Source organism: Rothia sp. HMSC058E10 (assembly GCF_001809415.1).
GTDB classification, from domain to species: Bacteria; Actinomycetota; Actinomycetes; order Actinomycetales; family Micrococcaceae; genus Rothia; species Rothia dentocariosa.
In genome coordinates this window covers 54,497-75,360 of record NZ_KV797632.1, presented here as the reverse complement: position 1 = coordinate 75,360, position 20,864 = coordinate 54,497, and the positions used below count along the sequence as shown (strand labels likewise).

Annotated in this window: 15 protein-coding genes; 5 read left to right on the top strand and 10 right to left on the bottom strand. The window is 50.5% G+C overall.

The genetic code is table 11. The features are described from left to right. Window positions 1-47: 47 nt before the first annotated feature. The 4 genes from HMPREF2609_RS06625 to glf are packed head-to-tail and all read right to left on the bottom strand — an operon-like array spanning window position 48 to window position 4,895. Complete coding sequence (locus tag HMPREF2609_RS06625; RefSeq protein ID WP_004005021.1) at window positions 48-815, bottom strand: ABC transporter ATP-binding protein; 768 nt, start codon at window positions 813-815, stop codon at window positions 48-50. A gap of 5 nt (window positions 816-820) precedes the next feature. Next, entirely contained in the window at window positions 821-1,699 is an 879-nt protein-coding gene (locus HMPREF2609_RS06620) for an ABC transporter permease (protein WP_004005022.1), read from the bottom strand. Further along, complete coding sequence (locus tag HMPREF2609_RS06615) at window positions 1,696-3,705, bottom strand: glycosyltransferase (protein ID WP_070535939.1); 2,010 nt, start codon at window positions 3,703-3,705, stop codon at window positions 1,696-1,698. Before HMPREF2609_RS06615 ends, HMPREF2609_RS06620 begins: the two co-directional genes overlap by 4 nt. A gap of 2 nt (window positions 3,706-3,707) precedes the next feature. Then, window positions 3,708-4,895: a UDP-galactopyranose mutase gene (glf, locus tag HMPREF2609_RS06610; RefSeq protein WP_004005025.1), complete on the bottom strand. Its 1,188-nt coding sequence runs from the start codon at window positions 4,893-4,895 to the stop codon at window positions 3,708-3,710. A gap of 1,099 nt (window positions 4,896-5,994) precedes the next feature. Here glf and HMPREF2609_RS06605 point away from each other — a divergent pair. After that, window positions 5,995-9,684, top strand: a complete 3,690-nt coding sequence (locus HMPREF2609_RS06605) for an FtsK/SpoIIIE domain-containing protein (RefSeq protein WP_168162158.1) — start codon at window positions 5,995-5,997, stop codon at window positions 9,682-9,684. A gap of 2 nt (window positions 9,685-9,686) precedes the next feature. Here the strand turns inward: HMPREF2609_RS06605 and HMPREF2609_RS06600 are convergent, their stop codons facing one another. After that, window positions 9,687-10,163, bottom strand: a complete 477-nt coding sequence (locus tag HMPREF2609_RS06600) for a hypothetical protein (protein ID WP_048753728.1) — start codon at window positions 10,161-10,163, stop codon at window positions 9,687-9,689. 411 nt (window positions 10,164-10,574) lie between these two features. On the opposite strand from HMPREF2609_RS06600, the gene HMPREF2609_RS06595 reads away from it, so the two are divergent. Next, a complete protein-coding gene (locus HMPREF2609_RS06595) occupies window positions 10,575-10,823 on the top strand; it encodes a WhiB family transcriptional regulator (RefSeq protein ID WP_048753727.1) in 249 nt (82 codons plus the stop codon). Window positions 10,824-10,928: 105 nt separating this feature from the next. On the opposite strand, the gene HMPREF2609_RS06590 is transcribed toward HMPREF2609_RS06595, so the two are convergent. The 3 genes from HMPREF2609_RS06590 to HMPREF2609_RS06580 form a co-directional block, all read right to left on the bottom strand. Further along, window positions 10,929-12,494 carry a sensor histidine kinase gene (locus tag HMPREF2609_RS06590; RefSeq protein ID WP_070535933.1) on the bottom strand — a complete coding sequence of 522 codons (1,566 nt, stop codon included), beginning with the start codon at window positions 12,492-12,494 and terminating at the stop codon, window positions 10,929-10,931. A gap of 153 nt (window positions 12,495-12,647) precedes the next feature. After that, the gene (locus HMPREF2609_RS06585) at window positions 12,648-14,198 is read right to left on the bottom strand and encodes a CpaE/TadZ family protein (RefSeq protein ID WP_246825607.1); all 1,551 of its coding nucleotides are present in this window, start codon (window positions 14,196-14,198) and stop codon (window positions 12,648-12,650) included. Continuing rightward, window positions 14,199-14,879 (bottom strand): SAF domain-containing protein, encoded by a 681-nt coding sequence (locus tag HMPREF2609_RS06580; RefSeq protein WP_065425179.1) that lies wholly within the window; start codon window positions 14,877-14,879, stop codon window positions 14,199-14,201. 366 nt (window positions 14,880-15,245) lie between these two features. Here HMPREF2609_RS06580 and HMPREF2609_RS06575 point away from each other — a divergent pair, with 366 nt between their 5' ends. Continuing rightward, window positions 15,246-15,476 carry a helix-turn-helix domain-containing protein gene (locus HMPREF2609_RS06575; protein ID WP_004005036.1) on the top strand — a complete coding sequence of 77 codons (231 nt, stop codon included), beginning with the start codon at window positions 15,246-15,248 and terminating at the stop codon, window positions 15,474-15,476. Here the strand turns inward: HMPREF2609_RS06575 and HMPREF2609_RS06570 are convergent. Next, complete coding sequence (locus tag HMPREF2609_RS06570; RefSeq protein WP_246825606.1) at window positions 15,473-16,042, bottom strand: hypothetical protein; 570 nt, start codon at window positions 16,040-16,042, stop codon at window positions 15,473-15,475. The genes HMPREF2609_RS06575 and HMPREF2609_RS06570 overlap by 4 nt on opposite strands. A gap of 197 nt (window positions 16,043-16,239) precedes the next feature. Here HMPREF2609_RS06570 and HMPREF2609_RS06565 point away from each other — a divergent pair, with 197 nt between their 5' ends. Next, entirely contained in the window at window positions 16,240-17,274 is a 1,035-nt protein-coding gene (locus HMPREF2609_RS06565) for a LysM peptidoglycan-binding domain-containing protein (protein ID WP_070535928.1), read from the top strand. Window positions 17,275-17,331: 57 nt separating this feature from the next. Beyond that, a complete protein-coding gene (locus tag HMPREF2609_RS06560; RefSeq protein WP_070535925.1) occupies window positions 17,332-17,967 on the top strand; it encodes an Rv3235 family protein in 636 nt (211 codons plus the stop codon). Window positions 17,968-18,041: 74 nt separating this feature from the next. Here HMPREF2609_RS06560 and secA read toward each other — a convergent pair whose 3' ends face one another. Further along, entirely contained in the window at window positions 18,042-20,651 is a 2,610-nt protein-coding gene (secA, locus tag HMPREF2609_RS06555) for a preprotein translocase subunit SecA (RefSeq protein WP_013397419.1), read from the bottom strand. Window positions 20,652-20,864 lie beyond the last annotated feature (213 nt).

Here is a 20,864-nt window from a genome sequence, read left to right as displayed (position 1 = left end):
GGTTGTTCTCCCCTCACCCCGTCTACGCATACAAGAGCCTAGAGGCCCTAGCCACGAATCATCTTGACCGCATCCTTGATGTCCCCGTCGAAACTTAAATTACCGTGGTCAAGTACTACACCGCGATCACATATCTGTGACACCAGGTCGAGGTCATGACTTACGACAACCAGAGTCTTGCCCGCTTGGATGAGCTCTTGAATCCTTGCAATACATTTCTTCTGGAAAGGTTCATCGCCAACCGCCAGAATCTCATCCACCAAGAAAATATCTGGGTTAGTATGCACAGCTACCGAAAACGCAAGACGCAGGTACATACCGGATGAATAAAACTTCACCTCAGTATCAATAAATTCCTCAATTTCAGAGAATGCCACAATATCGTCAAAGGCATCTTCAATCTCTTTTTTGGTCATGCCCAGAATAGCGCCATTGAGGAATACATTATCGCGCCCCGTGAGGTCGGGATGAAAGCCTGCACCCACCTCAATAAGGCCCGCGATTTTACCGCGGTTGAGAACCTGTCCGCCTTCAGGCTGCATCACACCAGAAATCAGCTTCAAAAGGGTTGATTTACCGGAACCATTGAGCCCCAAAAGTGCCACACGTTCACCCTGTTTTACATTCAGAGTAATACCATTGAGAGCGTTAAACTTCTCAGACAGGTCGCCTTTACGCCCCTTCATAAGCCATACAAAGGCTTCTTTCATGGAACGCGTATGACGCAGCACAAAGCTTTTAACGAGCTCATCGACTTGAATAACAACCGGAGCATTCGGATCAATCTCAGGCAGATCTATTTTCTCAATCTTCACAAGAATCAGAGCTCCTGAGCGAAGTTGCCCTCAAACTTACGGAAGAGCAAATCGCCGATTAGAACGGTCAGTAAAGAAATACCAATACCTACTGGAGTCCAGAAACTAAACAGATGCGGAACAATCTCAGCAAAATGTCCCGACTTTTCGAGGTCTGCCGTAGGGCGCCAAAAACCGTAGTGGAAAAGTTCAACCGCAACAGTCAGCGGGTTCAGCATAAACACGTTGAAAACCCACGGATACAGAGTGTCACGTACCATGGTCCAGGAGTACAATACCGGAGAGAACCATGTTGCTACCATCAGAAGCATATCAACGATATTCTCGGAGTCGCGGAAGAACACGTTTGCCACACCAAAGATGAGTCCCAGGCCGTAGGACAGAAGCATCACGATAGCCATCCCGGCAAAAATCGCGGCAATATTGCGCAGCCCAGGCCGCCACCCTGCAAAGAAGCAAGCGATGAGCATCACCACGATTTGGGGTATGAAATGTACTACCGCCACCCACACAGTTGAAAGTGAGAAGAGCTCCCTCGGAAGATAAATCTTCCGAATCAGGGCACTATTAACCACCATCGTGCGGGCACCGTTCCCGAATCCTTCTGAGAAGAAGTTAATCACGATCATGCCCGAAAACAGGTAGATCGCATAGTTGTGCATTCCTCGTTCCAAGCCTAAGAATAAGCCCATGGCAACATAGAACACGCCGAACTGGACGCCCGGCTTAATGTAAGACCACAGGATCCCTAGAACCGAGCCACGGTAGCGAACCTGGATTTCCTTATCAACCAGTAGCCTCAAAAGGTACCGATTACGAATGGCATCCAGGATTCCCCGCCCGCGGCCGGGGGCTTTCAAAGGTTCATCGTGCAAAGTGCTCATCGCTTAAGTTCAGACTCCGTATGCTTTGCAAAAGTTTCTGCCCATGCATCATAGGAAGCGACATCGGCTGCAGCATCTTGATACCGCTTGCGCAACTGCTCCCAATCTTTAATGATCTTCGCGTGCAATCTGGTAGCGTGAATCAGCTTTGACCGCAGCTGCTGAGGATCACGGCGATACCAGAACAATCCGGTTCCCTCCGCGTTCGTGGCCAGTGCTGAATCAAACTTAGACAGCGTCCACCAGTTAGTTTCTCCGTAGTTAAGTTGAATCTGCGGATGTTCTTTCGCTTCATCATCTACGGGCTTGAACAGCTGACGTGCGACCGTTCTTGCGGTCCACGGCACAAGTTTCTTATATCCCGGTGACTTGAAATTGCGGCGGCCGCGGAAAGGCGGCTTCTTCGATTTAACCGTGGGAAAATCGTCCACATTCGGCTTCATCTGAGACTCCGGGTACTCCCCCGCCAACTGACGAATTACCGGTAAACGAGCCGAAAGCGACTCATGCAGGTGCTCCGGTCCGGCTAGCAAATCTTCCAGCGCCATGAGGCGGCCTGCTTGAGTGTAATACTGCATTGACAACGTGTGCTTGACGTCCAAGAACATGGAGTCAACCAGCACACGGCCACCCTTATCGAAGGGAGAATGCAACAGCGCGGTAATCAGGCGGTTACGTTCATGATAGTAAGCCTGCCAGCCCACCGAGTCATCCTTATCGGTCCATGAAACGTGCCATACACCTGCTCCAGGGAAGGACACTGTAGGGATACCAGCAGCCTTCGCGCGCAAGCCATACTCAGCGTCATCCCATTTAAGGAAAAGCGGTAACGACAGGCCGATCTTGCGGATTACCGAAGTTGGGATAAGGCACATCCACCAACCGTTATAATCCACGTCTACACGACGATGCAGCCAGTGCGTGCTGCGCAGGTTGTTGCGGCCTAAGTCGTGCCCCATCGCCATATCCTCGTGAGGCTTCGCGTAGAAGTTACGCCACGGATCAACGACTTCGCCGAATGCATGAAGTACCGAGCGGTCGAACATATCGAACATGTGCGCGCCCACGATTGTGGGGTCTTTGCAATAGTTTGCGAAAGTCACCATGCGCAAAATTGCTTCAGGCTCCACAATCACATCGTCATCAAGCAGAAGCACATAATCGCTGCCGTTCTTGACTGCCTCGAACATACCGCGTGAGAAACCACCGGAACCGCCCAGGTTCCCCTGGTTAATGATGCGGAACTTACCGGCAAGAGGCTTAACGACCTCCTCGAATTCTTCGTGATCCTGCACCTTCGAACTGCCCTGATCAACAATTAGGAACTCGTGGACGGCATCAAAAATTTCGGGGTTATTGCCAAGCGTACGAATGTTGTCAATACAATAATCGACCTTATTCATGGTCGTAATCTGAACCGTCGCTTGACCGGCCTGAACATCGGCACGGGGCTCAATATCACCTAGCCAATTAGCCTCAACCAGCTCAAGATCTTCAGTTCCAGAAAGATCAAACCAATACCAACCGCCATCGCCGAAAGGCGCTAAGGGCAGGGTAAAGATTGATGTTTCGTCCCCCGAAAGGAGCTTTGCATCCACGCGCTGAATAACACCACGACCGTTGGATTTGTATACGATCACCATGCCTTCGCCACGGGTTTGGACGCTTAGTACGACCTCTTTAAGCTCGGTCCAACGGCGCCAATACGATGCTGGGAACGCGTTGAAATAGGTGCCAAATGAGAGACTTTGCCCGGGAGTAACGTTGATGGAGCGACGACCGATAAGGCCTTCAGCTGCGGTTCGGTTAGCAGCGATATTAGCGGCGCTTTGTTCCTGTACCTGCGCCGCCTCTGTAATACTCGTGGTAGCGTCACCATCAATACGGGTTGGCAGCTGAACGCCAGCGGCTACGCCAGCATCCACATACAGGGGTACCACGTCGGTTTCAACCGCGCTAGGGAAAATAACGCGCTGCAGGGTTTTCAGAGTTTGAGTTTCAGCCATAATTATGCGTCAACTCCACCAGATTCAATCTTGGCACCCTGTGCAAAGTGCGGACGAATCTTGTTATCAAACATCGACAGCGCCGCGCCGATCGCCATATGCATATCGAGGTACTTGTAAGTACCCAGACGACCCCCAAAAAGAACGTTCTGCTCGCCCTTTGCCAGATCGCGGTACTTCAAAAGTTTTTCACGGTCTACAGAGGTATTTACCGGGTAATAAGGCTCATCACCCTTATTTGCAAAGCGTGAGTATTCGCGCATAATAACGGTTGCATCCTTGGTGTAATCACGCTCGGGGTGGAAGTGACGGAACTCGTGAATACGGGTAAAAGGAACATCAGCATCAGGATAGTTCATCACGGAACAGCCCTGGAAATCTTCAATCGGCAGAACTTCTTCTTCCAGATCAATGGTGCGCCATGAGAGGTCGCCCTCTGCATAATCGAAGTAACGATCGACGGGACCGGTGTAAACCACAGGAATCTGCCCCAGAACCTTCTCACGAGAATACTCATGATCATCCGAGAAGAAGTCCGTATTCAGACGAACTTCAATATTCGGATGCGCCGCCATGCGTTCCAGCCACGCTGCATACCCGTCAACCGGTAGACCTTCATACTTATCGTTGAAGTAACGGTTGTCGTAGGTGTACCGCACAGGCAGACGCGAAATAATGGATGCAGGCAGTTCCTCCGGCGGGGTCTGCCATTGTTTGGCGGTGTAATGTTTAATAAAGGCTTCGTACAGTGGGCGCCCGATGAGTGAAATACCTTTGTCGTTGAGGTTTTGCGGGTCGGTACCTGCCAGTTCGCCAGCTTGTTCTGCGATGAGCGCCTTTGCTTCCGCGGGAGAGTAAGCAGCGTTAAAGAACTGGTTAATGGTGCCCAGGTTGATAGGCATGGGGTACACAATACCGTTGTGACGAGTGTATACACGGTGCACGTAATTGGTGAACCCAGTAAATCGGTTTACATATTCCCAGACACGCTCGTTGGAGGTATGGAAAAGGTGAGCGCCATAGCGATGCACCTCAATACCAGTCTGCTCTTCATTCTCGCTGTATGCATTACCGCCGATATGAGAACGACGATCCAGCAGAACGACCTTCAGGCCCAATTCGGTCGCTGCCTGTTCTGCAATGGTCAGACCGAAAAGGCCGGATCCGACAACCACGAGATCCGCAGTCATTATTTACTCCTGTATGTCATGGGAACTCGCGTTATATCAGCGAATTCACCTGCCGTAGACGCCCTGTGCAAGGGAGCCAATACTGTTGTGTTTACGGCATACGCTGCCACTGACACAACGATTTTAGTCATTATCTAAAGTTACCCGATAACACCGTCAGTTGCATATTTTCCCGGTACAGCAGACTGGGGTTTAAACCCACGACGCACACGGTATAAGCGATAATTCCGAAATTCGAGTGTACCAATCCTACCGAAGAACCGGGCTGAGGTATACGGAGTGTCTCAACTTTTGGTTCAAACTGCACGTCTATGCAACCTCTTTCCGAGGCAATCACGCGAGCCTGCACATCACGTAATATTTCCGGTTTTTCGCCGTTATTACCGGTAAATTTCCAAAATATCTGTGGATAACCTGCTCATCACATCTGAATCTCACACGTTATCCACAGAACAACGACAAAGCGGTTGAAAGCACACGGCATACCGACTGATATAGAAATATGAAACTTCGGCTTTTCCACACCCCTGATATCGCAGATGCGAGCGCCCAGGAGCGCTTGACTGATCACGATTTCTATCCAAGCCTCTTATCTCTTGAATGTTCTGAACAGACCTCGGGGGCACAGGTACAACACATAATTTCGCCCGCTAAAAATGCATATAGTGTCTTTTCTCCTAGCGGTGATTCCGCTCGTTTAGAAGATTGCGTGGCTGCAGCCGCACCTCTGGTACATGGAGCCTGGCTCAAACCCGAGCAACCTTCCGTTGAGAGACCAGCATCGGTTAGTACTCTTTGCGTACTTCGGGGACCGGATGCGGGCCGCTCCTTCTCACTCCCTCGTGGGTTAACCGTTCTAGGTCGCTCCGAAGCGCGTAGCGGTATTTCATTCAATGATCCGTATATCAAGCCACGCCACGCCGAATTTGATGCTTCGGGTTCAGGGGTGACTCTCAGGATTCTAGAGCCAGAGGGGACTGCGCAAAGAACCGGCTCCCGTGCGCACCCAAAGCCTCAAATTCTACAGTGGAACAAACCTTTTCTGGTAGGTACTTCACTGTGTGTCATCTGTCCTCCTGGAAAAGCCCCGGAGCTTCCCATGCCCTCACACGATTCTTCGCCTTTTACTCCGGTTATTGTTAATCCGCCCGCTCCCCGAAAACTGGGCATGATGCTGATGACTATCCTGTTACCGCTTGTGGCGGGTGTGGCCTTCGCCCTTTTTACAGGTATGTGGATTTTCTTGCTCATGTCTGTGGCTTCTTCACTTTTTATGCTGATGCATTTTTTCGGGGGCAGAGCGGAAAACCGCGGTGCCGCTGCGTTGGTGAAGAGCAACGCAAAGCAAGAGTTAGAACGAGCACAGGCACTGCCGACAGCAGGAACACTGTTGCACGCAGCGGCTCCTGACGCTGCACGGTCACCTGCTGTAGTCCTAGGATACGGTCCTCGTCTCCCCTATATTTCGGGGCGAAACTTACGATTTGAGAAGATTTCCCCGCATCCACAGGCTCCACATTATATTCCGGTCCCAGTACCAGGCTTACCTCACGACGTATTGCTGCGTGCCGAACATCTTCATGCTTATTTAGTACAGCTTGTAGCTCATGCGCGCGATACCATCACGGTCATAACCGATGCTGAGCATGCCGAAACACCGCTTTACGGTGCTTTGCGTTCCTTAGGTGTCTGCCCCCGTGTGTTTCTTCACGAGGGTGCGTCTCAGGCTCACCATATTCTCGAAAAGATATGTGATGCTGCAGAACGCTCAGGAACAGCCTTACCGACTTCACAGGAGGCTGGAGACGACCGGCTTTTCATCATTTCTGCATCACTAGTGCGTTCCATACCGGCTGCGTTGATTAAACGAGCCGCGCAGGGAGCAAGGTTATGCATTGTTCACATGCCTGTCGCCCGTGGAACCGTTGATTCACCTCGCTCTGCTTCGGTATTCACCCATATACCCCACCTGCAGGTACATACCCACGGCGATTACCTAGAATCTGTGCAATATCTGCTTCGCGGCAGCATCACTGATGATACAGCCCACAAAATCACCGGTTCTTCTCAGCACGCAGGACTTATGCCTCACGAAGGGATCGTTCAGAACCACCCCTTAGACCTGCACGATATATGTGCTACAGCAGATGGACTCAGTACTGACACATACATTCGTACTTTGGGGGCTTTATCTGCGGTCCAGGCGTCATCTCCCGCAGGGTCAGGACACGGCACCGGTTCGGTTCATGCACGCACGCTTGCTTTCTCTGAGCTTACCCAGCAGTCTACGAATCTCCTCTACGAGCAGTGCCTTCAGCGGTGGGAACACAACCGCTACGCAGAGGATATTCGTTGTCTTTTAGGGGCCACCACCGAAGGATTTTGCGATATTGGGTTCACAGCACACGGCCCACATTGGCTTCTGGGAGGCACCACCGGCGCAGGAAAATCTCAACTTTTGCGTTCGCTCATCCTCAGTGCGGCTCTGCGATATTCCCCAGAACGGTTGGGGCTTATTCTGGTAGATTTCAAGGGTTCCGCCGGGCTTGGTCCTCTAGCTGAGCTTCCCCATACACTCAGTTTGCTGAGCGATTTCGATGTTGCCGCCGTTCGCCGCGCGCTTGAGTTTTTACGTGCCGATGTGAACCGACGTGAGCTTGATTTACGCAACTTAGGGGTAAATTCTTATCATGACTACCTGCGGTTGTGCGCTTCAACGGGCGAAATACCACAGTACCCGGAAGTTGTGATTGTGGTCGATGAGTTCCGTATGCTCGTTGAGTCTATGCCGGATGCTATGACCGAGCTAATGCGCATCGCTACTATTGGTCGTTCCTTAGGTATTCACCTGCTCTTGGCAACTCAACGACCTCAGGGAAGTATTTCACAGGATATTCGCGCCAATATTGCTACTAACATCTGTTTGCGTGTGGCATCTGCACAGGATTCATACAATCTCTTAGGACATGAAAAGGCCGCGCATATTTCCGCGTCCTCTCCCGGGGCTGGATATGTCAGTCTTCCAGATGGTCGTATTCTAGCTTTCCGTGCCCCACTTGTGGATGCTCTTCCGCGGCAACATGTGAATTTCCAACAGATGTACCGGTGGGAGACTCCGGGGTGGGTTCCTCTAAACAAGACACCCTCCGTACAACAAGTTTCAACCGAAGGTGAGGATACGCTCCTAACCCGTGCCGTGCACAGTATTCGTGACTTATACCTGTCTTCGCACAAGAGCCCTGCGTTTGTTGACCAGTCCGAGCAGAATCCAAGCAGTGTTGCTTATACCCGCGCACGGTATACTCCTATACCGCAAGCGTTACCGGAGAATTTTCCTCTAACCCGTACCCTTGATACCGGTCTTCATCAAATCCTCGGCTCAGACGGCGCACGTGGACACGGTTATCTTTTGGGCGCCATCGAAATCCCGCAGTACGGTAAGCGGCAGCCTATCCGGCTGATTTTGGAGGCACATCCAGGTGCCCTCGCCGTGCTAGGAACTGTTCCCGAACGCACCGCAATCATAAACGCGCTCATAGCCCAGGCTATTGCGCGGCAGAACCCTGTCTATGTTTTCACCTCAGATGCCGGGTATCATCGACGCCTGCACTCGTACGCAGATAGTCTTGCCGTACTCGTTGGCCCCCATGAGCCTCAGCATCTTCGATTCTGCCTCGAAAAAATACGTTCGAGTCATCATTCTGCAGAACAGAAGACTCAGCAGCCTCTGCTTATCTGCGACGGAGTTGACGGATGGCTTGAAATGCTCATGAGAGACCCCCAGACGGAATCATATCTCTACGATGTATTAGCTCAAAGCCACCGTGAGGGCTACCAGGTTGTTTTTACCTCGGCTCTTCCTCTACGAGGCAGGTTCAATTCGGTCGCGTATTCAACCATTCTCAGCCGCAGGTTTGTAGAATCGGATTTACTGCGTAAGTCTTCCAAGAGCTATCCGCTACCGAACGCCACACATTTTGCGGTCGAAGGCGGTTTCAATACCGCCCTTGTGGGCGACGTTCCTCTGGAAGCATCAACATTATGCCCCGTCGTGACCTCATGTGAAAATATCGTCGAGCTACAATCGGGTAACTCCGGTTTCTCATGCGATAAGTCGCTCTCGCTCCGTCAGTTTCCGCGGACTTTTCCCATGCCACAGCTAGAGACAATCGTCATGTGGCATAGGGGCTACAACGCCCAGGGAACACATATATTGTGTGGCTACTCCCGTACGGGCGATCCTAGCTTTCTTCAGGCCAAGGAAGGCGTTTTTATACCCGTTGTAGGTTCCCGGGCCTCAGGTAAAACACATTTTCTTTCTGCGCTTCGAATGCTTAACCCGTATCTGGGAGCTCTCTACATCGATGGGAACACCCCACCCGACGCCCAGAAAATTCGCCAGATGTGCGAGTCGGTACAAGATCCCGAGAAAACTCTGATTCTCATCGATGATCTTGCCTATATACCGGCACCCGCTCAGCAGGTTCTTCTTGAGCTCGGGCCGCGTTTCAGGGCTGTTTGGGTAGCATATACGCCATGGGCACGGTGGCATTCATCCCCCGTTTTGACGGCGCTTTCTGGATGCTCGCGAGCGGTTCTTCTGGCTCCTGCCTCTATCTCTGATGGGGACATTTGTTCTTTGCATGAGATCCCACGCGATATGTATACCGAGGGGATGTTGCCGGCTGGGCGCGGAGCACTTGTGGATGCGGGCCGTGTACAGGCTTTTCAGGTTCCCGATGAGGTGTATCAGTCTGCACATGATGCCGTTCAGGCTTATCAAGAGTAAATTTATCGACCCGCATAACGGGATAATTCTCGTTCCTCTTCCTCAGTAACTTTGAGTGTATATTCTCGGGTTGCACGGGTGAAGAGGAGCGCGAATGCCGTTCCAGCTAAGAGAATTTCCACACAGTTAATCACTAAAAATGTTACGGCAGCAGCTTGTACTTCTGGGGTAAGACTAAAGTATATGGAGAGGTTAGAAGCACCTACAAAAGCAGCACACAGGCTGATGAGCATCACCCAGACACGAGCATGTCCCTGATAGAAACGAACAGCGCAGAACATGATGCCTACCCCCAAAGCAACTTGAATGAGACTGTTGACGATACGATCTGCGTTCCTCTCAGAGTCATTCATGATGAAGGGGGCGATAATTCCGCGGTACACAAGCACGATGGCAAAAAATCCTAATATACCGGAGGTTATTTTTACAGTAATCGGTACGGTGATGCGTGCTTTCATCGTGTTGGTGGTCTTCCCCATCGTACTCTCCTTGCGGTGGGCTCAGATGCGAGGCTTACAGGCTTTTAATTCTAACTGGCAGTCGTTAAGCACGCATGGTCTGACGTTTTATATCGTGCATTCGTGAAATTTCGTGTAATTTGCTCTTCTTTCATAATTTTTAAACATGGTTATAGGAGTTTCTTAAGTATTGAAACTTAGACACAAGGAGACCCTAAGTGATGCAAACCTCCAAAATTTTAAGATTTTTTTCGGAAAACCCCTTGTCAGAGAGGAATATCCATGCGAAAGTTGATAAGTCAAATTTTTGCACCACTCATTGACGTAAAGATTTGCCTACACGCACACAGAACAAGTTAAGTTATCGCTTGTTGTCAGCTACCGTGCAGTAGCGAAGCACGAGCAAACCATAAGATAGAAGGAGGTCCAGCTGTGGATTGGCGTAGCCGTGCTGCTTGCTTGGATAAGGATCCAGAACTATTTTTCCCTGTTGGAAACACCGGGCCTGCTCTCTTGCAGATTGAAGAGGCAAAAGCTGTTTGCCGCTCGTGCGAGGTTATTGACGTATGCCTCAAATGGGCTATCGAAACCGGTCAAGATTCTGGCGTTTGGGGAGGGACCAGCGAGGATGAGCGTCGTGCGATGAAACGTCGCGCTGCTCGTGCCCGCCGTGCTTCCTAACTATAAGCGCGCATTCTCATAGTAGAAGCCCGGTGTCATTCCTACTTCCGGCAGGAGTGACACCGGGCTTCTGCTATTTTCTTCATACCAAAATGCGACGTCGTACTAACTCAAGACGGCATTGATAATAACGCGCGTGCCCGAAGGCTCATTCGCTTCCCAACGGATTGACCCGTTAAGCTCACTGGCAACTAGAGTGCGTACGATCTGCATTCCTAATCCTTCATGCTCCGCTGTAGGCCGGTATGCATCCGCACCAGATTCTTCGATGGGGTTATCCCCCATACCTCTGCCGTTGTCCGTAATAATAACGGTCAGGGTATTATCCCCCTGCTCATTAATGTTTCGGCACCCTTCAAGAGTCACACGCCCAGTTTCACCGTTCAGCCCATGCTCTACAGCATTTGCAACAACTTCGTTGATAACAAGGGCGAGCGGAGTGGCAAATTGACTGGGAAGTAGCCCAAAGTGCCCCAAGAGCTCTGTATCTACAGTCTGCCCGGGAGAAGCGAGCTCGGCAGCAATATGGAATTGCCGCTCGATAAGCTCGTCAAAATCTACACTCTGCGTTAACCCCTGTGACAGGGCTTCATGCACCGTTGCAATTGTAGCCACGCGTCGCATAGCTTGTTCCAGTCCCTGCTTTGCTTCAGGTGTTGTCATACGTCGCGATTGCAACCGTAAAAGCGCCGAAACCGTTTGAAGATTATTCTTGACACGATGGTGAATCTCTCGGATTGTTGCATCTTTTGTCATAAGCTCCAGCTCGCGGCGACGCAGTTCCGTGACATCACGGCACAAAATAAGTGCACCACGACGTTCCATCCGAAAAGTAGTGCTATGCACGAGCGGAATAGAACGCATCGTTACTCGGGTGCGGCCAATCGTAAGTTCAGTACGTATATCCGCACGGCCCGCTAAAACGAGCTGCAAAGTCTCATCAGCTTCCTCCCCAGAAGGAAGCATATCTCGGGTAACATCCGCCAGGTTGAGGTTCTCAAGATGGTCACCTAGCCCCAAGCGCGCATACATTGAGTTTGCATTGGGTGAGGCCAAAACAACTTGACCTTGTGGATTAATGACGATAATTCCATCAATGGCACGCGGATTACCACGAGTATTATTCTCCTGTGCCAGAGGATCAGGCCAAATACCAAGGTGAATCATCTCCAGCATATTCTCAGTAACCCAGTTATAGATTTCTTCAGCTTGAGACGATGCCCGCACTACAGTGGGAATCGTATGCATACTCAGAAGCGCAATAGTACGGCTATTACGCACTATCGGCACAAAGGTCACTTTCACTCCAGGGCGCATACTGGGCCCGGCTTCCATAACATGGTGAACAATCTTCTGGGTATGCCAAGATTTACGTGCTTCATCGCAGATATTATCGTCCATCGTGTGATCCACAATATCGTGATGAAACAGAGTGTGCACGTTAGACGGGCGTACATGCGCTATTGCTGAAAACCCGCTGGACGCCGACGGTCCAGAAACGCTATCCGGTCCGCTCCCATCAGCCACCACATAGTCAGTGGGGAACCATACAACAAGGTCGCTCTGAGCAATATCGGCAATAATCTGCCACTCCCCGATGATGAGGTGAATCCACTCGGTATCACCAGGGCCGAAACCACCAGGGTTGAGATTACTCTCTGTAAAAGACATTGGGCTCTCCCAAGAAGTTGAATACGTCTAACCTATTCTACGGTTCAACCATGTTTTCTGGATATATGACGTGGAGAGTTTATAGTTTTTACGCCGTATTCATGCGCAATAGACCCTATTGTTACTTTTCAGTTTCGTATCTCGAGAAAAGGCTCATCTCAGTTTCCTAAGGCCCAACGATGTGTATAGCTTGCGAATCCCAACAACAAGCGGGCTCCTGGGGGCGTATTCCAGAAGAGTCTGCCCACGAAACCATGCCCGGTCTACGGTTTTCCGGTCATACGGTAAAAACCCCGAAATAGGGTTTCGCGGCCCAAAACGCTGCCAGGTATTCGCCAGTTCTCGTTCCGCGTCCCGTCCGGTTGCCTCAGCACGAACCTTGTTGAGCCAGATATGAACCTTGGCAGTATCACGAAGCGTACAGGCACCTTCATGCATTTGGTCATAGGCACGGATCGTTCGAGGGATACCGATAATATCGGCGTTTCCCAGTAATACAATATGATCCGCCATTTCAAGAGCCGTTATAGCAGCACCATTGCGGCGGGGACCAGCCTGTGCAAAACCAAGCTCGGCATCTGACTCAAGACATGCTGCAGTGTCAAGAATAATGACATCATAGCGATGCGCAAGCCACTTTATACTATCGCGGAGCGCACGCGTTCGCAGCTCAGGCCAGCGATCGGGACGAGTGATACCGCTCAAAAAATCAAGATAATACTTTCCCACCCGCAGAGTGCTAATTGCCTCATCGCTGATCTGGGTGTCAAGCTGCCCACGTTCGGCAAAATGACACAGCTGTGCGATACCAGAATAATCGTCTAAAAGACCCAGCAGAGGGCTTAAAGAAGGGTCATAAGTATCCGCATCGACTAAACATACACGCATTCCTTCTGCGGCAGCGCAGTTTGCCAGGTTGAGTGCTAAAGTGCTACGCCCCGGAGCTCCCCCTGTACCCCACACGGCAACAATAGTTCCTCGGTTTTCAGCTTCTACAGCATCTATGTGAGGCCCAGAAAACTGTGGATGATGTTGCCTAGACTGATCTCTAAAATCATTCAGCGTCAGCTGCTGCATATTTTCAAGGTGGACGGAGGCTTTGTAAGCTTCCTGAAGCTGCGGCACTTCAAGCTGAGCCTGCGGAAGACGAGGCAGAGAAAAATCTATACTGTTTTGCTCGGTCTGGTTCCTATCAGGATTTACCAGAGCATAGCCGTAGCCAGAAGTATCGGGGTGCAGGTGTTCTCCTGACCCGTTGTAGAGATTCTGTGTATCATATCCGTAGTGTCCGGAATATCCTGAGTCGTACCCATACCCATTCTCTGCTTTTTGAGGATTTATGCCGAGTTCCTGTTCAGGCTCAACAGATGCCTCATCAAGTAGTTTTTCCACGGCCGCTGGCAATTGATGCGGTTCCGTATCTGCTGCAAGAGGCACAACAAGATCCGGAAGCGGAATATCTTCAGGAACCAAAGCAATGAATTTTACATCTGCTTCGTCCAGTTCGTGCAGAATAGATACGGTAGCTTCCTGGGGCAGACCCACGCTGAGAATAGCACACGCTATTCCGGCGTGGGCATAGCCTAAAGCATCCGCAAAAGTATGGGCGCTTCGAGCAACGCTAACGCGCCCCCGTTGAGATTCGATAGCGCTCAGGATGGTACCGTCGTCTCCTAAAAGTACTAGAGGGATATTATGGACCACTTAGTTCCCCTCAGATTTATACTCAACAGGTACAAGGGTAATTTTTGCCTCTGATGACGTGGCATGCAGAATGTCCGGCAGCTTTTCGGATTCTATCCAAAGCTGTACATTGGCATGCCCGTTCGCGCCCAAAACCCCTTCATCAACCGCAATAGTTGATATTTCTGCATTTTGAACAAGAGGCTTTTGTTCGGATTCATTATCCTCGTTTTTTCCTTCACCCTCAGGCACTTTCTGCTTTTCCTTGCCGGAGGAGATGACCCAAATATCCACACGCTCGCCAGCTTTAAAAGTAGAAGCTATTCCACGATCAAGGGTTACCGTAACAAGCCGTCTGCGCTCCTGGATATTCTCGTGTGCAGATGCCGAGCTAATAAGCTCCCCCGCAGGAATTTGCCGCACAGCGATATACTTTCCTGATTCAAGTTGCTCACGTGAAAGATAGTGATCTTTACTATCACCCAAATTAACCTGTTTTTCAATCAACATATCTGGAGTGATCTTTTGCCCAATAGAAATATCATTCTTCGCAGTGTAATATGTATAAGTCTGATTATTAATTCTAATAATTCCAATAACTCCCGCTATTGAAATCAGAATTAATATAAGACCAACAATAAGCTTCGGGTCTTTAAAGCCCGGCTTATGCATACGCATACTACTTTCTTCAGGTTGATGCATATTCGTCCTGGAGATTTTATTATGCTTCACTGCATAGACCTTTCATTCGGAAGTATCGCTACCTTAGCGGTTTGTAGATGTTTTATGCGCCTTCATCAGGGAACAGGCGCCTAAATTATATAGCACCACACTGCACACCTTGAAAGCAATTATTACAACTTTGAGCGCAATATCGTCTCTTTGTGTACATAATATCTAAACTACAAACCTATGAATATGGGATGTGCAGCTAGATAATTTTTTCAGGCTTATGTGCATAAATAAGCTGGCATAAGCCTATTTAGTAGACTATACTGAAACTACACATTATCTGCTCCCCAAGAGCGCATAGGGACCCAAAGACTCTGTAGCGGAAGGATTTTTACCATGTCTGCACCACGTTTTTTGACACTCAGCGATGTCGCCGAGGAGTTGCAGGTGTCGTTAAGCCAGGTACGAGCACTCGTTCGTAGCGGCGAACTACCAGCAATTCAAATTGGTGGTCGCAACCAATGGCGTATTGAACGCACACGCTTCGAAGAGTACATTAACGAACGCCACGAACAGACACTAGAAGCCATCGCCTCCGGCAAAATGACGAAAATCAAAGCCAACTAATTGACCGTCACAATAGCGCATATACGGGATGTGGGGATTATCCTCACACCCCGTTCTTTATATGCCAGCGCATTGGAGTATGCGGAATAAGGTTCGCATGGAGATAACGTCATTTCGATAAAGTCTGCCCCAACTCGTGCGATAACACCTTCAAACATCGTGTTTACTGGCGAATCACAAGATACCCGCACTGGCTCTTGCGCCATCATCAAGGCATAGCAAGCATCAGACATGCTGAACCTATAGGCACGAGCCTGCACATCAACCTTGACCTTCGCCGCCTGATTCTCACATTCCCACCACAGGATACTCGATTCTGGAATAAGGATATTCTCTCGTCCTGTGCTGAGCTGAATCCACCCCTGACCAATCGCTTCAAGATACCCTTCACGAACCATCCCATCCGTGCCACAGACTTTTATCCTGCTCCCATGTTGAGCCGCACATCGCTCACGCATGGTCACCGCCAGATACTCCATGCGGGCACGTCGTTGTGCCTGGTTCTCAAGAGTCCGAAACTGTTCCGCTTCAAACTGTATGTCTAAATCTCGGAATAATCGTTGCATTCTCATGCTATGAGCCTACTGTATTCTAAAGTCTTGAGGCATATTGCACCTCCACAAGCCCCGAAAAATCAGCATTTCTTCGAGAATTATTACTAAATGATTAAGATTCTCCCCTTCAGATTTACACCGACTATGTAGGCGGGGTAAATATAACATATAAGAACATCAACGACTACCAACGCCAGGGGGGGAATACGATGAAGTCACAAGCTCAGATGAGCGTCCTTGATGGAGTGCTTAGCATCGGCGTTCCCACGCTATCCGTTCTCTCAGGGGTGCTAGCGCATAGTGTTCGCGTTATATCTGTATCTTTGACGGGTTTGGAAAACGCTATGATGATAAGCGTTGAAGTCCTCTCTGCAGCCGTCATGCTCTGGTGGGCTCTTGGCGTTATCCTCGGTGTTGGATACCTTCTGAAAGTCAGAGCCGGTTCCATACGTCTGTATCACCGTGAGGATCGTGGAACTTTTCTGCTCCCCCGGTATATACGCAACACTATTCTTACTCTAGGCGGTGCAGCATTAGGTCTTAGCGCGGCATTTGCACCTGCACAGGCCGCAGATGCGCATCCGAATATCAGCAGCCCTGCAATATCTGCGCCGTCTCAGCTTTCGGATTCCCCTGCTGCCCACTCGGCTTCGTCGTCGTCAGAGGCATCTGTGGAAAATTCTACGCCCAGCACGGAGGCGAATGCTTCACCGCAGGAGTCAGCCGCAGAAACCCCTCAAGAGGTACCGTCTCAGAACTCTCCATTCTACCAGGCTCCTGCCTCATCTCCGCAGGCTACCCATGCCTCCACCCCACCTAGTGAAGTCTCTAAGACCACGGTAGCACCCGTTAAAAAGCGCCAGCAGCAACTTCCAAGTCTTTCACCCTACGCGCAGCCCTATGGTACGCCTCCGCCAAACATATCTGCCGAACCGGCGGTTCCCCCGACAATCCAGCCTCAAGCAGAACATCAGAGTTTGAGCCCGTTCTTCGGCGGCCAACGAGAAGGCGCACCTTCCAGAGAAGTATCACCAGCATCTCGAAACCACGCTACGCGTTCCAGCCACCAAGTTGTTGTGGGTGATTCTCTCTGGTCCATTGCCTCTCACGAGCTGAGCGACGATGCCTCTCCTCCGGAGGTTCTGGAATACTCCCTGAGAATCCACTCCGCCAACCTGGACGTTATGGGGGATAACCCCAATATTCTGTATCCAGGTCAAACTCTCACATTGCCTGACCGATAAGTACGCTATTTTTCTTCTCGACCGATATGTCCAACCACTATGCAAAGGAGCTAAATCATGACCGCTATCAATATTTCTCTTCACGATCTCTCCAAGAAGATCGAGAGCCATTTTCTCAAAGAAGCAGCCGCCAGAGCCAGAGCGCAACAGGGTGATATTCCCGATGTACCACCATCGACCGCGCCAGGAAATCTTGTCCAATCACAATATGGAGTAGTCCTCTCCCCGATCAATATGTACGCTCAAGATCAACAGAATAGAGAAGCTCACCATATGTTGCCACAGAACACTGCTGTTAGGGCACGCATTCGTTCCCGGAAAAGTGCATCTCACGGGCGACCTCTTAAGCGTTCCGATTCTGGAACCCTACGCATTGAGTCGCTTTGTGCAGGCATAGGTCTTGCGGTTCTCGAGGTTCTTATGAAAAAGCGATCCGCGCAACAGTTCAAACACTGGCTGTCACCAGAGTGCTTCACGGCATTGGAACAGCGCCGTTCCTCGCAAGAGCAACATGCTAGTTATCTCGCTTTTACCAAGACCCCGCACGTAGCGCGGAGCCGTGCTCAAAGACTTAATGACGAGACATATGAGGCATGTATTATTCTCACGGACGGTGTTGTAACCAGGGCTATGGCAATGCGGGTGCAGGCTCGCTACGGCGGGTGGGATATTACTGCACTGCACTTTATCTAAACCGCATAACCAGATGTGGGCACCCCAAGATTTTGGGAGTGCCCACATGCATGATGAAAATAGTGATGAAGCTGCTAGTCAGCGTTCTCTACGCGAACATCGGTGCCACCTTCTTCATTGGGTGCAGAGTACTGCAAGAACTTTGGGCGGCTCGGAGACTGAAGCTGCACCGCCGAGGCCTTGGTTCGCTGCTTCGACAAATCCAAATTGAAGAGGTAACTAACGGTCTCTTCGCGAATAGCGTCAAGCATAGCCTGGTACATACTGTAGCCCTCACGCTGGTATTCCACTAGGGGGTCGCGCTGTGCCATCGCACGTAGTCCGATACCTTCTTTCAGGTAGTCCATCTCGTACAGATGTTCAGGCCAGCGTTCTCCAATAGTCGAGAGCATTACACGACGCTCAATCTCACGCATAGAATCTTCGCCTACAGATTCTTCGCGTTCATCGTAGACAAGATGCGCATCTGCAAGAATCTCTTTGACTATCTGGTCGCGAGTAATCTGGGTTCGATCCCCGGCGTCTTCCGCCAGGTCATCGGCGGTAATACTGACGGGATAGATGCTCTCAAGAGCCTCCCACAGGTCGTCAAGATCCCAATCTTCTGCGTGCCCTTCGCTGACACGTTCGTCAATGGCGGTCGTCAAGACCTCGTCCACGAAACCAGAGATCTGTTCCTTGAGATCGTCGCCGTGCAGAATCAGAGAACGGTCCTTATAGATGGCTTCACGCTGGCGGTTAAGAACATCATCGTATTTCAGCACGTTCTTACGCTGTTCTGCGTTACGTGACTCAACGTTTGACTGCGCAGTCGCGATAGCGCGTGTCACCAACTTCGAATCTAGAGAAGAATCTTCCGGAGCCATCGCCATGAGGCGGGTTGCAGCGCCGGTATTAAACAGACGCATAAGCTCGTCGGTGAGTGAAAGGTAGAACCGGGACTCGCCGGGGTCACCCTGACGACCAGAACGACCACGCAGCTGGTTATCGATGCGGCGCGACTCATGGCGTTCGGTGCCTAGCACATAAAGACCACCAAGTTCCGTTACCTCATCGTGCTCGGCCGCTGCTTCTTCCTCGCACTGTTCCAGAATGTCGGGCCAGCGTTTCTCATATGCTTCAGAATCGCGGTTCGGGTCAAGACCCAATTCAGCCATCTTGGCGACAGCCTCGAATTCTGGGTTACCACCAAGCATAATATCGGTACCACGACCTGCCATGTTGGTAGCCACCGTTACGGCACCCTTGCGCCCTGCCTGAGCCACGATGTGAGCCTCACGCTCATTGTTCTTGGCGTTCAATACCTCATGGCGCACGCCTTCTTTTGCAAGTTGACGCGAGAGGTACTCCGACTTCTCAACGCTCGTCGTACCCACCAGAATAGGCTGTCCCTTTTCATGGCGTTTTTTAATATCCTTAACAACGGCTTTGAACTTGGCTACCTCATTACGGTACACCTTATCCGGGTTGTCAATACGCTGCACATCCTTATTCGTAGGAATAGCAACAACACCCAGCTCGTAGGTGCTCATAAATTCAGAAGCCTCAGTCTCCGCAGTACCGGTCATGCCGGAAAGCTTATCGTACATGCGGAAATAGTTCTGCAAGGTTACGGTTGCCATCGTCTGGTTTTCAGGCTTAATTTCGACGCCTTCTTTAGCCTCAATAGCCTGATGGATACCATCGTTATAGCGGCGTCCAGGAAGAATACGACCAGTGTGCTCATCCACAATCAAGACTTCACCGTCGATCACCACATAGTCTTTATTATTGGTAAACAGCTCTTTCGCTTTGATGGAGTTATTCAAGAAACCTATAAGCGGAGTATTCCTGGATTCGTACAGGTTCTTAATGCCCAAATGGTCTTCAACTTTATCGATGCCAGATTCGAGAATACCGACGGTGCGTTTTTTCTCGTCTACCTCGTAATCTTCATCTTCTTTAAGAACGTTTTTTGCGATGCGCGCGAATTCACCGTACCAACGGTTCGCTTCACCTGCAGCTGGTCCCGAGATAATAAGGGGGGTACGCGCCTCGTCAATCAAGATCGAATCGACCTCATCAATAATGGCAAAGTTATGCCCGCGCTGTACCTGCTCGTCAACGGTCCATGCCATATTGTCACGCAGGTAATCGAAGCCAAACTCGTTATTCGTACCGTAGGTAATATCGGCTTCATACTGTTTACGGCGTTGGTCCGGGTCCATCGACGAGAGAATCACGCCAGATTCCATACCAAGGAACCGGTAGACACGACCCATCAGATTCGCCTGATATTCGGCAAGGTAATCATTCACCGTCACCACGTGCACGCCTTTGCCACTGAGTGCATTTAGGTATGCGGGCAGAGTTGCGACAAGGGTTTTACCCTCGCCGGTTTTCATCTCAGCGATATTTCCCAAATGCAGGGCAGCTCCGCCCATAACCTGAACCTTGTAGTGACGTTTTCCAAGGGTACGCTTAGATGCTTCCCGGACGACAGCGAAGGCTTCAGGGAGCATAATATCCAGGGACTCGCCATCCTCAATTCGGGCACGAAACTTATCGGTCTCGCCGCGGAGCTCGGCATCGGTCATAGACGCGAAACTATCCTCAAGCGAATCGACCGCCGCGCTATACGCTTCTAACTGTCGAAGAATTTTTTTATCGCCAGTGCGGAGGATTTTCTCTAAGAAAGATGCCACTGAGCTTCTACTCCTTGTTGTCTTCGTCCCCTCATGAGGGCGACACAAAATGCGCCCACGATTTGAGGCTTTCCTAACTATTGTAGGGCAGAGGTATCTATCTGACAGTCACAGTCCACATTTTTACGCTCTGCGCGGGTAGAAATAATAATTATTTTCCTCACAGGAATATAGCAGAACCCGAAACACTCGCTCGAAAGAAAGCGTTTCGGG